Below are 14279 nucleotides of genomic sequence, written 5' to 3'. Positions count from 1 at the left end.
TCAGGTGCCAGGCTGGGCAACATCGCCCTGAAGCACGACGGGCAGGTGGTGAGGATGGTCACGGTGAGTCGGCGAAGAAGGTCTGGAGGTGCTGGTTGACCGGTTCCGGGCAGTCCAGCTGGGGGCGTGGCCGCAGCCGTCCAGGATCTGGAGCCGGGCGTCGGGCAGCAGTTCGGCGAAGTGGTGTGCGCGCTCCACGGGCTGGACGGTGTCCTGCCTGCCCCACAGCACAAGGACCAGGGTCTCGGTGGTGGACAGGGCGCGTTCGGTCGGCAGCCAGTCCAGGCGGCGTTCCAGCAGGTAGGTGGCGCGGATGTTGTCGTGGAAGGTCATCGGCGCCCACCACTCGTCCAGCAGCTGGTCGGTGACGCGCTGCTTGTTGACCATCATGCCCTCGGCCAGGCCGCGAACGGCGGACTTGCCGGTGGACAGCTTGACGGCCAGCTCACCGATGACGGGGATCTTCAACGACTCCCACATCCAGGTGCCGGGCAGGTCAAGCCCGGTGGCGTCGAGCAGGGCGAGCTTGGTCACGCGGTCAGGGTGGCGCTGGGCGAAGGCCAGGGCCCAGCCGCCGCTCCGCCACCTCATCGACACCTTCCGCAGCCGCTATCCGGGAAGCGACGTCCAGATCGCCGAGTTCCACTTCAGCGCCCCCTTCACACAGCTGCGCACCGGCCAGGCCGACCTGCAGCTGCTGTGGCTGCCCGTCAGGGAGCCCGACCTCACCGTCGGCCCGGTCGTGCTGACCGAAGGCCGCGTCCTGGCCGTGGCCGCCAACCACCCCCTGGCCGCCGGGGGCTCGGCGTCCCTGGAAGACCTCGGCGACCACCTCGTCGTCGACGGCGGCGCGGACGCGCCCGACTACTGGGTGGAATCCATGGCTCCCTGGCGCACCCCGAGCGGCCGCCGCATCCCGCGGGGAGCGAGCGCGCGCACCTTCCACGAGGTGCTGTCCCTCGTCGCCGCGGGATGGTGCGTCTCTCCACTGAACGCCCACACCACTCGGTACTACAGCCACCCGGGGGTCGTATTCCTGCCGATCACCGACGCCCCGGCCACCCAATGGGCGCTGACTTGGCGCATCAGCAGCGAGAGCGCGCACATCCGTGCCCTGGCCCAGACGGCTCGCGACATCGGCACCGTCGCCCTGGCTCAGCAGCCCACGACCCCGGCCGACGCGACGTGATCTTCACCGGTGCCCGCGCGGCTCAGGACAACTTGGCAGAACGTTCGAGTACGAACGAGACTATGACCGCACTCCGTGCTCGAGGAGTTGTTCCGATCTCTGGTGAGCGACACACACGCGCGCACTACCGTCAAGTTCGACTATCGGTATGTCTGTGGTACGACCACGCTGATGGAACGCGTGCCCTTGTCCCGCAGGCGCCCTGAGACCAACAGTGAGACGGCGGATGCGCTCCCCTGTCGGATCGAACAGGTCCTCAAGACGGGAGAGACCGAGAACTTCATCGCCTTCTGCCGTGTGCCTGAGCAGGCGACCGAGGAGGACCTGTTGCGGCGGTGTGGTCTGCGTGTGATCGCGGTGGTCCAACCCATAGGGCGGCGGCGCTGATGAGCGCGGACAGCAACAGCAGGATGCCGATGAGGATCTCGGTCATGATGGACATGTGAGCCTTCCCTTCGTCTCGCCACGACCATGCGGTCATGGGGACGAAGGTCTTCCCGCGCCCTCCGCGTCGGCGGGAGGGCCACCCCGCCGGACCCTTGGCAGGGCCGTGGTGGCGATCGGGATGTCGATCGAGGCGATCGGCGGGTACTCCCCTTCGCGCTGCCTCCACTATCCGCCCAGCTCGCACCAACGGTCAAACCTCGTCACCGAGCCGTGGTAGGTCGGCCAGTGCTTGCGGGTGGAGGTGCCGGAGCAGGTGGCCTACCCTGAAAGGCGAGGGGAGTACTTCCCAAGCGCCGACCCCGGTCAGTACGGACCTCAGGCAGGGTCCCCGGGACGGCCGCCCGCGCGACAGGGGTGAAGGAGACCTCGAACATGCTCGGCTGTTCGAGGAGGTCCCGTGTCGGCTCAGACGACTCACATCACCCTTTCGCCGGAATCTATCGGTTCGCCGCAGCTGTGGACCATTACGGTGGCCGGCCTGGCGGTGCTGCTGGCCGTCGACTTCATACTGACGCGGCGCCCGCACCGTGTGCGGATGGGCGAGGCGCTGGGGTGGTCGATCTTCTACCTGGCGCTGCCGCTGGCCTTCGGCGCCTACGTGTGGCAGGCGTTCGGCTCCGGGACAGCGCTCGAGTTCTTCACCGGATATGTGGTGGAAAAGTCGCTGTCGGTGGACAACCTGTTCGTGTTCATGTTGCTGCTGTCGGCCTTCGCAGTCCCGGACGCGCTGGCCCAACGCGTCCTGCTGTACGGCATCGTCGGCGCCCTGGTGCTGCGGGCGATCTTCATCGCGCTGGGAGCGGCCGCCCTGCAGAGCGGCACCTGGGCGTTCCTGCTGTTCGGCGCCATCCTGATCGTCACCGCCGGGAAACTCGTCAAGGACGCGATGACCGGCCAGGAGCAGCAGGTCGACATCTCCGCCATGCGCTCCATCCGGCTGCTGCGCCGCGTCATGCCGGTCACCGACGACTACCGCGGCCCTCACCTCATCGTCCGCGACGGCGGCCGCCGCGCCCTGACCCCGCTGGCGCTGGCGATCGTGGCCGTCTTCGCCACCGACATCGTCTTCGCCGTCGACTCGGTACCCGCCGTGTACGGAGTGACCGAAGACCCCTTCCTGGTCTTCGCCACCAACGCCTTCGCGCTGCTGGGCCTGCGAGCGCTGTACTTCGTGCTGATCGGCGCGCTGACCAAGCTGCGCCACCTCAACCACGGACTCGCCGTGATCTTGGCGTTCATCGGCGTCAAGCTCGTCCTGCACTGGGCGCACGGCATCTGGCCACAGGTGCCGGAGATCCCCACCCTGGCCTCGCTCGCAGTGATCATCGCGGTCCTGGCCGCCGTCACGCTCACCAGCGTGCACGCCAACCGGCGCGATCGCCGGCGCGCAGCCGTACCGCAGCGGCAGACGATCGCGCGACCGTGATCAGCCCGCGTCAGATGCGCCGTGAGCTGCCTGCCCCGATCGGCCCCCGAAGCTCTCTGCTCGGGGCAGGCCACACGCTCACAACAAGGTCTTCGGGGAGGCTGAGTGCAGAAATTGGCGGTAGCGACGTGTTTCACCCGACTGCAGCTCCAGATATAGGAGTTGTTCGGGGTCCCTCCCCAAAGGATCACAACGGGGATGGCTGGGGGAATGTGGGCGCGTGCCGTTGGCGTGCCCTGTCACGCTGCAGGGATGGCACGTGACGCTGGCGAGTACGTCGCCTACGCCGAGTGGGCTCTTGGGGAGCTTCTCCAGCGAGAACGTGCCTTCATCTGGGCTGAGGCCGAGGCAGATGGATCCGCGAGCTGCTGCGCTCACTCGCGGCCGAAGGCCGCACCGTCCTGCTCTCCAGCCATCTGATGAACGAGCTGGCGATCACCGCCGACCACGTCGTCGTCATCGGACGCGGCTGGCTGATCGCCGACACGACCATGGACGCGCTCGCCGCACGCTTCCAGCGTGACGTGCTGCTGCGCGCGGCACACCCGGAACGGCTGGCGCAGATCCTGCGCGCGCACGGCGCGACCGTAGCCGCCGAGACCGCCGCGAGCGCCGAGCGGGCGGCCCCGCCGACGCCCGGCACGCCCCGCACGGCCCCGCCGACGCCTGAGACGGCCGCGGGCGGCGACCCGTCCGTGCAAGGCCAGTCCATGCAAGGCCTGTCTGAGCAAGAGCTGTCTGAGCAAGAGCTGTCTGAGCAAGAGCTGTCTGAGCAAGAGCTGTCCGAGCGGGCACTGTCCGTGCGGGGCATGGACGCTGCGGGGATCGGCGAGCTGGCGCTGCGGGCATGGATCGCGCTGCGGGAGCTGACGCCGCGCAGCGCCTCCCTGGAGGAGGCGTTCATGGAGCTCACCGAGGACAGCGTCGAGTACGGCGCCCGCCCCGCCGCCGTCACGGAGGTGGCCCGATGAAGGGTGGGCGATCCGGGGTTGAGGCGGAACGTTTATACTCATATGCCTTTCGACCCCCGCCGTAAGGTCACGGCTGCTGTCCGCCGTCGCGACGCCGGCCGACACACGTCGGCAGGAGCGCGAGCGCTGGTCCCCCCGCAGCGCGGGCGCCCCTCGGACCGACCCGGCGGTGGGGCGAGATCTTCCCGCCCTGGATTCCATACCTTCGCGGCAGGCGGCCGGAGTGTTTCCGGCCGATCTGGAGCGCCGCGCTGGCCGCCGCCACCATCTGCCACCACCAGCGCCGCGAGCACGACACGCACCACGAGAGCGCCGACCGTACCCCCCGTCAAGCCGATCGCAGCATCTGACAGGGAGACCACAGGACTGTCGGGCACAAGCCACGGCCGGTCGCTCCCCCTCACGAGCGGCTGGACCTGGGAGCGTTCGCTAGCGGGAGGGGATCACCACCGCCTCGGGGTTGCCGGGGGCGTACACGGTGATGCCCTTCGGCAGGGCCCTCAGCTTCTCGATCTCCGCGCAGGCAGGGCACTTGTCGTAGCCGTCCTGTCTGGCCCTGTTCGCCTCGGCCTCCGCCCTGGCCTGCGCCACCCTCGCCTGCGCCTCCGAGACGGCGGCGTTGGCCGCCAGCGAGCGGTCCACCGACTGCTGCACAGGCTCGGGCAGCGCCACCCTGGCCAGCGTGAACCGCAGCCCCGTCAGGTACTCGCCGCCGAGCGTGGCGGCCAGGTCGCGGGCCAGTGTCCTGTTGACGCCGTCCTGCACCTTGGCGATCGTGGCGTTGCTGTCCTGGGCCTTGAGCGTGGAACTGCCCAGCAGCGCGCAGGACGGCACGAGCTCCGCGCAGCGCATGCCCCCGACCTGGATGCGCAGCGCGTTGTCGATGACCGGCCGCACGGCCTGGCCGAAGAAGGCCGACCAGCCCTCGTCGCCCTCCCACGCGTACAGCTCGCCCTTGTAGGTGCGCGTGCCGTACCTGTCGTCGAAGGTCTTCAACGTCGCGGGGTCGAGATTGAGGGTGAAGTAGAGCGTGCCCTCGATGCCGAGGTTCACCCCGTCGCTGCTGGGGACCGTCACGACGTCCACGCCGAGGGCGGTGGCGCGCTTGGCGTCGGCGGTGATGGTGTAGAAGCGCTGCTGGGCGGGGTAGGTGTGGACGGCCGACCACCAGCCGGTCCAGGTCAGGCCGGAGCCCGGCTGGATGACCTGGCGGACCTTGTTGTCGTCGAGCGGCCCGCCGTCGCGCACGACGGCGACCTGGCCGCCGTCCGTGCTCTCCCACCCGCCGACCAGGCCGACCAGGACGGGGACCGCGAGCACGGCGGCGACGATGATCAGGATGACTCTCACGAGCACCTCCAGGTGGGCGGCGGTGGCAGCCGCCGCCCACGTCCCTTCTCGCGGCTACCTCGTGGCCTGGACGGCCTGAGCCTGCGCCTCGGCGCTCCTGGGCGCGATGGCGAGACCGAAGGCGGTGATCGCCAGCGCGATCACCACGTAGACGGACACGGCGGTGGTCGTGCCGTAGGTGGCGTGGAGCTGCAGGGCGATGATCGGCGCGATGGCGCCGCCGACGATGCCCGCCACCTGGTAGCCCATGGACGCGCCGCTGTAGCGCAGGCGGGTGCTGAACAGCTCGGCGATGAAGGAGGCCTGCGGGCCGTACATCGCCGCGTGGGTGACCAGGGCGACCACGGCGGCCACGACGATGAGCGGGAAGGACTTGGTGTCGAGCAGCGGGAAGAAGAAGAACACCCAGACGGCGGCGCCGACCACGCCGGACAGGTAGACCGTGCGCCTGCCGTACCGGTCGGAGAGAGCACCGAACAGCGGGATCAGCAGCAGCTGGCAGGCCGAGCCGATGAGGACCGCGTTGAGCCCGACCGAGCGCTCCATCTTCAGCACAGTGGTGATGTAGAGCAGGATGTAGATCGTGAAGGTGTAGAAGGCCACGTCGACGCCGATGCGCGCGGTGAAGGCCGACAGCAGCGCGCGGGGGTGCGTGCGCAGCACCTCGATCAGCGGCATCCTGGCCTTGGCGCCCTTCTGCTCGATCTCGGCGAACAGCGGCGACTCGGTGATCTTCACCCGGACCCAGAGGCCGACCAGGACCAGCACGCCGGACAGCAGGAACGGCACCCTCCAGCCCCACGACAGGAACGCGGCCTCGGACAGTGTCGCGTTCAGGATGCCGAGCAGCGCGGTGGCCATGATGAAGCCCGCGGGCACGCCCACCTGGGGCCAGCTGGCGTTGAAGCCGCGCCGGCGCGGGTCGCCGTGCTCGATCGACATGATGACGGCGCCGCCCCACTCGCCGCCCAGCCCGAGGCCCTGGACGAACCTGAGCACGCCGAGCAGGATCGGCGCGGCCACACCGATGGCGTCGTAGCCGGGCAGCAGGCCGATGAGGAACGTCGAGACGCCCATGACCAGGAGCGTCACCACCAGGACGGTCTTGCGCCCGACCCTGTCGCCGAAGTGGCCGAACACGATGCCGCCGAGCGGGCGGGCGACGAAGGCGACCGCGTTGGTGACCAGGGCGAGCAGGGTCGCGCTGAGCGGGTCGAAGGTCGGGAAGAACAGCTTGCCGAACACCAGCGACGCCGCCGTGCTGTAGAGGAAGAAGTCGTACCACTCCAGCGACGTGCCGATCAGGCTGGCGAGGATCACCCGCCGCGTCTGGTGCATGTCATGGCTCCTAGCTGCGTGGGGGGTATTACGATCGAATCTAAGGATCGTTCAACAATTCGACAAGAGTTTTGTTCGATGATTCTCTTTGGACTGTGGATAACGCGGTGGCAGCGCTGGAGCACGATCGATCCCGCCTGGGGCGCAGCAGTACGGCCGAGCGGGTGGCCGACATCCTGCGCGAGCGCATCATCGAGGGCCTGTTCGTGCCGGGCGAGCGCCTGTCCGAGGAGGCGATCGGCAGCGCGCTCGGCGTCTCACGCAACACCCTCCGCGAGGCCTTCAGGCTGCTGGGGCACGAGCGCCTGCTTGACCACAAGCTGAACCGTGGGGTGTTCGTCCGCGTCCTGTCGGCCGCCGACGTAGCCGACCTCTACCGCATGCGCAGGGTCCTGGAGGGCGCCGCCGTACGGCGCTGCGCCGAGGCCTCGCCCGAGGCGCTGCGGCTGATCGGGGAGACGGTGGAGGAGGCCGAACGCTCGGCCTCCGACGACAGGTGGCAGGACGTCGGTACCGCCAACAGCCGTTTCCACCAGGCCCTCGTCGCCCTCAACCAAAGCCCGCGCCTGGACGAGACGATGCGGCAACTGCTGGCGGAGCTGCGGCTGGTCTTCCACGCGATGCGCAACCCCCGATCCCTGCACGAGCCGTTCGTCGAACGCAACCGGCTGCTCCTGGGGCTGCTGGAGGCGCGGCGGGCGGAGGACGCGGCGACGTATCTGGAGATCTACCTCGACGACGCCGAACGGCTGCTCCTCCAGGCGTACGAACCCGCCGGCTGACCCGCCGGCGTCTTCTACCTCCGAGTCGGACCCGCCGGGCCGCCTCGCTGCACGGTGGCCGGTACCCCGCGTTCCGACGCGACACCGCCCCGCTCCACGAATCCGACCGCTCGACTGCACCCCGCTTGGTGATGCCATCCGCTGGTGACGTCGACCCGATAAATCTCGGTTCGTCTGAGAGCGCTCCGGGCGGTGTCGTCTGCCTCGGTTCTGCCCCGCTCGACGAATCAGGCCGCGAGACCTCGCCCTGCCGGATGGACTTCGTCCCGCTGGGTGGTGTCATCCGTTGGTGACGTCGCCCCGGGAGATCTCGTCGCGCCTGGTAGCGCCCATGGCGATGTCGTCCGCCTCAACTCTGCCCCGCTCGACTCCCCCAAGGGCTCGCCCTCCCCGGAGGACCTCTCTGATCGCCTCGGCGACACCCGCCCGCCCCGGACGACGTGACGGCTTTTGCCGGCCGTACCGCAGCTGTGGCTGACCTGTGACCAACCGATCCCGCGATGGGGGAGTCCAACCGGTTGAAGAAGGAGAGGGGTCATGAAAAGGACACTTCTGGGAGCGGCGGCCGTGGCACTGGCCGTCGGCGGGACGACCGTCCCGGCACACGCGGACACCACCGCGACCACCATCACCAAGGCGACGGCCGCCGAGTCGGACGCCGCCACCGCCCGCATGGCGTGGGTGGGCGCGTGCAAGGACGCGGACGGACTCGGCCACCCGTGCGGTGCCTGGCGCCTCAGGCTCAGGGCCGGCGGCACGGTCACCGTCGCCGGCGCCTCCGCCACCGCGGTGGACGCCCGCGGGCGCAAGGCCGACATCGTGGGCGCGTTCGCCATCAGCGGCGATGGCCAGTGGATCCTCTACGAGCGCGTCAAGGACCACCGGCTGGTCGTGCGGAAGGTCGCGGGTGGCAGGGGGACCGTCCTGCCGGCCTCGCTGACCAGGAAGGGCACCGACAGTCTGCGAGCCTGGCTCTCGCACGCGGGGGACAGGGTGCTGGTGGAGCACAACGACGAGGCGGCGCGCGAGCCTGGCAAGATCGTCACGGTCGCCACGGGGAAGATCGTGAAGCTGCCCGCCGCCGACGATCTCGAGGGGTTCAGCGGCGACGGGGACGAGGCGCTGGCCACGCGCCACAACAACGACAACACCACCACGCTGGTCGCGCACGGACTGGACGGCCACAGCGTCGCCAAGGTCCCGCCGCAGGTGGTGATGAACGCCTCCACACGCGCCCTGTCGGCCGACGGTCACACCGTCGCCGTGCTCATCGGCGGCAACGCCGACACGCGCGTGCCTCCCAAGCTGCGCCTGTACGACCTGACCACCGACCGGCTGTCGGCGGCGGTGACGCTGCCGCTCAGGCCGGACGCGACGGTCTACCTCGCCCACTGGACCGGCGAGGGCAGCCTCACGGTCAAGGCGCACACGGGCGGGGACGAGAAGCCGACGGTGGTACGGGTGCTCACCGTCGACACCACGACGGGCGCGGTCAAGCCCGCCGACACGTTCACGGTCACCGCCAGGAACTACACCTGGCTGACGGCGGGAGAGTGACGAGATGAAGATCAGAATCCTGGCGGCGATCGCCGTCGCACTGGCGATGCTCGGGCTGCCGGGCACGGCGCTGGCCGACCCAGGGCACGGCGCGATCCGCTACGCCTCCGCGAAGGGCTGCGTGAAGAAGGACGGCGCCACCGTCCCGTGCGGCACCTGGCGGCTGGTCAGCCACGAAGGCAAGGTCACGCTGCTCAGGGACGCCCAGTTGCGGGCGGTCGGCGCGAACGGCAAGGAGGTCGACTACGCGGTGGCGCCGCTGGCCGTCTCCGGCGACGGGCGGAAGGTCGCCTACTTCAGGAAGGACGGCAGGCTGGCCGTCCGCACCGTGCACGGGGGCGTCACCCTGCTGCCGAAGGACGCGCTGCCGCCCAGGACCAACCAGTACGACGTGGTGCTCCAGCTCTCCGACGACGGCGCGCGGCTCGCGGTCGTCACGTCCAGGGTGCGGCTGTTCGACACGGCGACGGGGAACAAGCTGGGGACGCTGCCCAGGTACCAGAACTTCATCGGCTTCAGCGGCGATGGAGACAGGGTCCTGACCAGCGCCGACGGCGACGAGTCGGTGATGGAGATGCATGTCTTCGACCTGGCGGGCAGGCGGCTGCTGTCGGGCACGCCGCCGCAGCTGGTCGCCGGCAACGGCCCCTACGCGCTCAGCGCCGACGGCAGGACCATCGCGGTGCATGTGGCGGGGTCGAAGGTCGCGCTGTACGACCTGCACTCCGACCAGATGGTCAGCAGTCACCCGATCAAGCTGCCCAAGGAGGGGACGGTCCACAAGCTGGACTGGACGGGCGACAACCAGGTCACCCTGCACGTCTCGCAGTACCCGGAGGGCAAGGCGACCAGGATGACGGTGATGCAGCACGACGTGACGTCGGGGGCGACGCGCGTCCGTGACAGCTACTCGATGCTGAAGGACACCTTCGTCTTCGCCGCCTGCGGCGGCTGAGCGGCACCCCTGGCCCGCGCTGCGCTCCACGTGTGACGCCGCGGGCCTTGCCCTTCGCCGGACGGCAGGCGGGCGGCGGGCTCGCGGATGTGGATCCGAAGAAGGTTCCGGCCGCCCTGCGGCACAATGCCTGCATGAAGGACCGGACCGTGCGGATCTCGAAGTACCTCGCCAGGCACCTGCGCCACGATCCGGCCGCGATCGGGATCACGCTGGACGCGCGGGGCTGGGTCCCGATCGACGATCTGCTGGAGGCGGCGGCCCGCCACGGCTTCCCCATCACCAGGCAGGAGCTCTCCCGGGTGGTGTCGGACAACGACAAGCAGCGGTACGTCATCGAGGGCGACCTGATCAGGGCGAGCCAGGGGCACTCGGTGGCGGTCGATCTCGGGCTGGAGGCCGTCGAGCCTCCGGAGATCCTTTACCACGGGACCGCCCCTCGCAGCCTCGGCGCCATCAAGGCGTCGGGGCTGCTGCCGATGTCGAGGCAGTACGTCCACCTGTCGGCCGACAGGGACACGGCCGTGCGGGTCGGCGCGAGGCGAGGCGTTCCCGTGGTGCTGGTCGTCGCGGCGGGGGAGATGCACGAGGGCGGACACGAGTTCAGGGTCAGCGCCAACGGGGTGTGGCTGGTGGCAGCCGTTCCGCCGGCGTTCCTCCGCTTCCCTGGCTGACACCGCCGGATGTGACTAATTCCCTGCCGGGGCAGGGTGGGGGATCTCCGGCGGGAGTGTGACGAGGTGGCCGGGGCGCGGGGGCCTGCCCCGGAACGGGTGAGAGGTCGACGCGGGGCCCGTGGACGGGCGTCGAGGGATCGTCGCCCGGAACGCGATCCGCCCCGGTCCCCCGGGTGTCATCCGCCGGTCAGGAGACCGGCAGGCGCACCCGGAGACCGGGGCAGGGGAATCGCGCGGGGACTACGCGCCCGAGTACTGCGGGTAGCCGTACCCGACGACCTGCGACTTCGGACGGACACGCTGCTCGACGGCGCCGTTTCCGGTGTTGCCCTCGATCGTGGTGATCGTGCCGTTGCCGTTGTCCTTCTCCACGAAACCGACGTGGTTGATGGAGCTGATGCTCTTGCTGCCGCTCCAGGAGAAGAAGACGACCGCGCCGGGCTTGGGAGTGGTGCCCCAGCGCTCGTTGCTCTTGAACCACTTGGCGTGGGCGACGGTGTAGGCGTCCCAGCCGACCTGGGGACGGGCGCCGGTCATCTCACCGACCCAGGAGACGAACATCGCGCACCACGCGGCGTTGGCGTACGCACGGGGGCTGCCGCCGTCACGGGCGACGGTCTCCCTGGCGCGCTGGGAGTTGACGTACCACTGCTGGAACTTGGTGCCGCCGCCGGAGGAGTTCTCCTTGACGCCGATCTGCTTCTTCGCCTCGGCCAGGACGGTGCTGGCGGTCGGCATGGCGGGGACGCGCTGCTGCTGCTTGACGGCGGCCTGCTTGCCGTCGGTCTTCGCGGCCATGGCGGCCACGTGGGACTTGTCCTGGGGGGCGGGAGCGGTGTCGGCCTGGGCGGCCTGCGTGGGAACAAGAGTGCCTGCGAGAACCGCGGCGCCGAGGGCGGCGTGGGCGTAGGTCATCTTGGGGGCACGGCTACGACGGTGCTTGGCCATGAAAAGGGGAGTCTCCTTGCTCAGCTTCATGCCGCTTACCGGGTTAGCTGACGGGTTCGGGCGTGAAGCTGCCCTACGGCACGGTGTGCCGATTCACCCCAGAAGGATTGGGTCCCCGGTTCCGCATGGTGCGGATTCAGCGGTCACAGGCATAGGACCTGTGAGTGTTTTGCAATGTCAGGCAATGTCCGGTTCGTCCGGTTTATGCCTGGAGTGACCCCAAGGTAATACATGAGGCAAGTTGGATACAAATTGATAAAGGTCGCGCGATCATCTACGGTCAGGTCATGTCGCCCCAGGACCTGTTCAACCACGGCCTGCAGGAGGACGGACGCCGTCCACGCGAAGCTCGAAGATGGTATCTCCTGGCCATCGAGTCAGGGCACCAGGAGGCCGCCCGCAGAGCGGCCTTCAACCTCGCCCTCATCGAGGATGAGGACGGTCGGATCGACGAGGCCCGGCACTGGTACGGCAGGGCCGCCACCCCCCGGGCGATGTTCAACCTCGGGGTCCTCGAGGAGGGCTGTGGCAACGCCGAAGCCGCTCGCCAATGGTACGCAAAGGCGGTGGAAAGTGGCCACCCGGAGGCCGCCCCCCGGGCGATGTTCAACCTCGGGCTGATGGAGGACCGGGCGGGCCACCACGCCAGGGCCCGCGGCCACTACCTGATGGCCGTCGGCTCCGGCCATGAGGAGGCGGCCACGAGGGCCCGCGCCAACCTCGAGGCGCTCAGCGAGCACCCAGCCTGACCCTGGCCTCCTCCAGCATGCGCATCATCGCCAGGCTCTCGTCCAGCGGCATGATCGCGCTCTCCGTCCTGCCCTCCGCCAGGGCCTCGCGCACCTCGCGGATCTCGCCCGCGTAGCCGTTCAGGGCGGGGTCGAGCACGTGCTCCTCGGTCTCGAACCCGGGGCCCGACAGCGTGATGCGCTGGGGCGCCCAGAACGGCGCGGCGATGTCGGCGCGCAGCCCCGTGCCCACCACCGTCGCGGTGTTGGCCAGCGGGCTGATGAGCGAGGTGTCGAGCAGCGCGCGAGCCCCGCCCTCGTAGGTCAACAGCGCCCCCACCTCGGCGTCGACGCCCGAAGGAGCGAGCGATCCTGTGAGATGCGTCTCAGCGGGCTCGCCGAGCAGCAACTGCGCCAGTCCGAACGGGTAGATGCCCAGGTCGAGCAGGACCCCACCGCCCAGCACGGGATTCCAGAGGCGGTGCTCCTCCTGGTAGGGCAGGACGAAGCCGAACGAGGCCTGGACGGTGCGCAGCGCCCCGAACCGCTCCTCTGTCAGCAACCCCCTGATCAGCGGGTTGAAGCGCATCCACATGGCCTCCATGAGGAAGACGCCCGCCTGCCTGGCCAGCTTCACCATCCGCTCGGCGTCGGCCAGCGAGGCCGCCAGCGGCTTCTCGCACAGCACGGCCTTGCCCGCCGCGATCGCCGCCTCGGCCACCTCCAGGTGCTGGGCGTGCGGGGTGGCCACGTAGACCACGTCCACCGCGGGATCGGCGCACAACTCTGCGTAGGAGCCGTAGGCCGACTCCGCGCCCAGGGTCGCGGCCAGCTGCGCCGCCCTGCCCCTGTCGCGCGAGCCCACCGCGGCCACCCGCATCCCGGGCTCGGCGGCGATCACCGCGCCGACAGTCCTGGCGATCCCACCGGTCGCCGCGATACCCCAAGCCAGATCAGCCATGAGAGCCTCCTTCAGAGGTCAATCATGAAGGATCGCGGGACGGCTCACGCCGGGCGGGGCGCCTGCCGTCCCGCTCATGGACGCTCAACCCATCCAGTCGAAGGTGGCGGGGTCAGGACCGATGCGCCTGCCGGTGTTCATGGCGCCGATCGCGGCCATGTCCTCGGCGTCGAGTGTGAAATCGAACACGTCGATGTTCTCCCTGATCCGCTCGGGCGTGACGGACTTGGGGATCACCACGTTGCCGAGCTGGATGTGCCAGCGCAGCACGACCTGGGCGGGCGACTTGGCGTGCTTCATCGCGAGCTTGGCCAGCCCCGGATCGTCGAGCAGGCCCTTACCCTGGCCCAGCGGGCTCCACGCCTCGGTGAGGATGCCGTTGGCCTCGTGGAAGGCGCGCAGCTCCTTCTGCTGGAAGTGCGGGTGCAGCTCGATCTGGTTGATCGAGGGCACGATCTCGGCCTCGTTCATGAGCCGCTCGAGGGTCTCGACGGTGAAGTTCGACACACCGATCGCGCGGATCCTGCCGTCCCGGTAGAGCCGTTCGAGCGTTTTCCACGCCTGGACGTACTTGTCCTGCGAGGGCACCGGCCAGTGGATCAGGTAGAGATCGAGGTAGTCGAGGCCGAGCTTGCCCAAGCTGGTCTCGAAGGCCGCCTCGGCGTTGTCGTGCTCGTCGTTCCAGAGCTTGGTGGTGATGAACAGCTTCTCGCGCGGCACGCCCGACTTGGCGATCGCGCGCCCCACCCCTTCCTCGTTGAAGTAGAGCTTGGCGGTGTCGATGCTGGTGTATCCGGCCGCTATGGCGGTGCTCACCGCCCGCTCGGCCTCGTCGTCCGGCACCTGCCACACACCGAAGCCGAGCTGCGGAATCTGAACGCCGTCGGTGTTGAGAAGCAGTGAGTTCATGTTCATCTCTCCATTGTTCACTCTGAGTTGGCTGACGCTTC

General features: G+C 69.3%; 15 protein-coding genes and 1 riboswitch. Of the genes, 9 read left to right on the top strand and 6 right to left on the bottom strand.

Annotated features, from left to right (window positions below):
- Positions 1 to 534 (bottom strand): alpha/beta fold hydrolase, encoded by a 534-nt coding sequence (locus FHR33_RS49075; protein WP_221241036.1) that lies wholly within the window; start codon positions 532 to 534, stop codon positions 1 to 3.
- On the opposite strand from FHR33_RS49075, the gene FHR33_RS09920 reads away from it, so the two are divergent.
- From FHR33_RS09920 to FHR33_RS50025, 4 genes are all read left to right on the top strand, one after another.
- The gene (locus FHR33_RS09920; protein ID WP_221241035.1) at positions 527 to 1189 is read left to right on the top strand and encodes a LysR family substrate-binding domain-containing protein; all 663 of its coding nucleotides are present in this window, start codon (positions 527 to 529) and stop codon (positions 1187 to 1189) included. The two genes, FHR33_RS49075 and FHR33_RS09920, sit on opposite strands and share 8 nt — an antisense overlap.
- A gap of 75 nt (positions 1190 to 1264) precedes the next feature.
- Positions 1265 to 1576 carry a hypothetical protein gene (locus FHR33_RS09915; RefSeq protein WP_183645663.1) on the top strand — a complete coding sequence of 104 codons (312 nt, stop codon included), beginning with the start codon at positions 1265 to 1267 and terminating at the stop codon, positions 1574 to 1576.
- Between the two features lie 457 nt (positions 1577 to 2033).
- Entirely contained in the window at positions 2034 to 3062 is a 1029-nt protein-coding gene (locus tag FHR33_RS09910; protein ID WP_183645662.1) for a TerC/Alx family metal homeostasis membrane protein, read from the top strand.
- Positions 3063 to 3481: 419 nt separating this feature from the next.
- On the top strand, positions 3482 to 4033 hold the full coding sequence (locus tag FHR33_RS50025) for a DUF8746 domain-containing protein (RefSeq protein ID WP_246451721.1): 552 nt from the start codon (positions 3482 to 3484) through the stop codon (positions 4031 to 4033).
- A gap of 429 nt (positions 4034 to 4462) precedes the next feature.
- Here the strand turns inward: FHR33_RS50025 and FHR33_RS09900 are convergent, their stop codons facing one another.
- Positions 4463 to 5383 (bottom strand): SPFH domain-containing protein, encoded by a 921-nt coding sequence (locus tag FHR33_RS09900; protein WP_312895447.1) that lies wholly within the window; start codon positions 5381 to 5383, stop codon positions 4463 to 4465.
- A 54-nt stretch (positions 5384 to 5437) separates the two neighbouring features.
- Positions 5438 to 6721, bottom strand: coding sequence for an MFS transporter (locus tag FHR33_RS09895; RefSeq protein ID WP_183645661.1), 1284 nt, complete (start codon positions 6719 to 6721; stop codon positions 5438 to 5440).
- A gap of 107 nt (positions 6722 to 6828) precedes the next feature.
- On the opposite strand from FHR33_RS09895, the gene FHR33_RS09890 reads away from it, so the two are divergent.
- The 4 genes from FHR33_RS09890 to FHR33_RS09875 all read left to right on the top strand — a co-directional run bounded on the left by FHR33_RS09890 (position 6829) and on the right by FHR33_RS09875 (position 10689).
- The gene (locus FHR33_RS09890; protein WP_312895446.1) at positions 6829 to 7503 is read left to right on the top strand and encodes a GntR family transcriptional regulator; all 675 of its coding nucleotides are present in this window, start codon (positions 6829 to 6831) and stop codon (positions 7501 to 7503) included.
- Positions 7504 to 8040: 537 nt separating this feature from the next.
- Positions 8041 to 9060, top strand: a complete 1020-nt coding sequence (locus FHR33_RS09885) for a hypothetical protein (RefSeq protein ID WP_183645659.1) — start codon at positions 8041 to 8043, stop codon at positions 9058 to 9060.
- 4 nt (positions 9061 to 9064) lie between these two features.
- The gene (locus FHR33_RS09880) at positions 9065 to 10015 is read left to right on the top strand and encodes a WD40 repeat domain-containing protein (protein WP_183645658.1); all 951 of its coding nucleotides are present in this window, start codon (positions 9065 to 9067) and stop codon (positions 10013 to 10015) included.
- Positions 10016 to 10149: 134 nt separating this feature from the next.
- On the top strand, positions 10150 to 10689 hold the full coding sequence (locus FHR33_RS09875; protein WP_183645657.1) for an RNA 2'-phosphotransferase: 540 nt from the start codon (positions 10150 to 10152) through the stop codon (positions 10687 to 10689).
- Between the two features lie 243 nt (positions 10690 to 10932).
- Here FHR33_RS09875 and FHR33_RS09870 read toward each other — a convergent pair whose 3' ends face one another.
- On the bottom strand, positions 10933 to 11640 hold the full coding sequence (locus FHR33_RS09870; protein WP_183645656.1) for a CHAP domain-containing protein: 708 nt from the start codon (positions 11638 to 11640) through the stop codon (positions 10933 to 10935).
- A gap of 17 nt (positions 11641 to 11657) precedes the next feature.
- Positions 11658 to 11792, bottom strand: a riboswitch (cyclic di-AMP (ydaO/yuaA leader).
- Between the two features lie 135 nt (positions 11793 to 11927).
- Between FHR33_RS09870 and FHR33_RS09865 the strand changes: the two genes are divergently transcribed.
- Positions 11928 to 12389, top strand: a complete 462-nt coding sequence (locus FHR33_RS09865; RefSeq protein ID WP_183645655.1) for a tetratricopeptide repeat protein — start codon at positions 11928 to 11930, stop codon at positions 12387 to 12389.
- On the opposite strand, the gene FHR33_RS09860 is transcribed toward FHR33_RS09865, so the two are convergent.
- Together FHR33_RS09860 and FHR33_RS09855 are read right to left on the bottom strand one after the other, a co-directional pair.
- Positions 12370 to 13329 carry a Gfo/Idh/MocA family protein gene (locus FHR33_RS09860; RefSeq protein ID WP_183645654.1) on the bottom strand — a complete coding sequence of 320 codons (960 nt, stop codon included), beginning with the start codon at positions 13327 to 13329 and terminating at the stop codon, positions 12370 to 12372. The genes FHR33_RS09865 and FHR33_RS09860 overlap by 20 nt on opposite strands.
- An 84-nt stretch (positions 13330 to 13413) precedes the next feature.
- Positions 13414 to 14238 carry an aldo/keto reductase gene (locus FHR33_RS09855; RefSeq protein WP_183645653.1) on the bottom strand — a complete coding sequence of 275 codons (825 nt, stop codon included), beginning with the start codon at positions 14236 to 14238 and terminating at the stop codon, positions 13414 to 13416.
- Positions 14239 to 14279 lie beyond the last annotated feature (41 nt).

The sequence above is a fragment of the Nonomuraea dietziae genome, from assembly GCF_014195505.1.
Taxonomy (GTDB): Bacteria; Actinomycetota; Actinomycetes; order Streptosporangiales; family Streptosporangiaceae; genus Nonomuraea; species Nonomuraea roseola.
Note: the sequence above shows the minus strand (reverse complement) of the source record. Positions and strands in the feature narration are given on the sequence as shown.

Coding starts and splice junctions, on each gene's coding strand:
- FHR33_RS50025 (WP_246451721.1), top strand. CDS start 3,482: ATGAACGAGCTGGCGATCACCGCCGACCACGTCGTCGTCATCGGACGC.
- FHR33_RS09895 (WP_183645661.1), bottom strand. CDS start 6,721: ATGCACCAGACGCGGCGGGTGATCCTCGCCAGCCTGATCGGCACGTCG.
- FHR33_RS09885 (WP_183645659.1), top strand. CDS start 8,041: ATGAAAAGGACACTTCTGGGAGCGGCGGCCGTGGCACTGGCCGTCGGC.
- FHR33_RS09880 (WP_183645658.1), top strand. CDS start 9,065: ATGAAGATCAGAATCCTGGCGGCGATCGCCGTCGCACTGGCGATGCTC.
- FHR33_RS09875 (WP_183645657.1), top strand. CDS start 10,150: ATGAAGGACCGGACCGTGCGGATCTCGAAGTACCTCGCCAGGCACCTG.
- FHR33_RS09870 (WP_183645656.1), bottom strand. CDS start 11,640: ATGGCCAAGCACCGTCGTAGCCGTGCCCCCAAGATGACCTACGCCCAC.
- FHR33_RS09865 (WP_183645655.1), top strand. CDS start 11,928: ATGTCGCCCCAGGACCTGTTCAACCACGGCCTGCAGGAGGACGGACGC.
- FHR33_RS09860 (WP_183645654.1), bottom strand. CDS start 13,329: ATGGCTGATCTGGCTTGGGGTATCGCGGCGACCGGTGGGATCGCCAGG.
- FHR33_RS09855 (WP_183645653.1), bottom strand. CDS start 14,238: ATGAACTCACTGCTTCTCAACACCGACGGCGTTCAGATTCCGCAGCTC.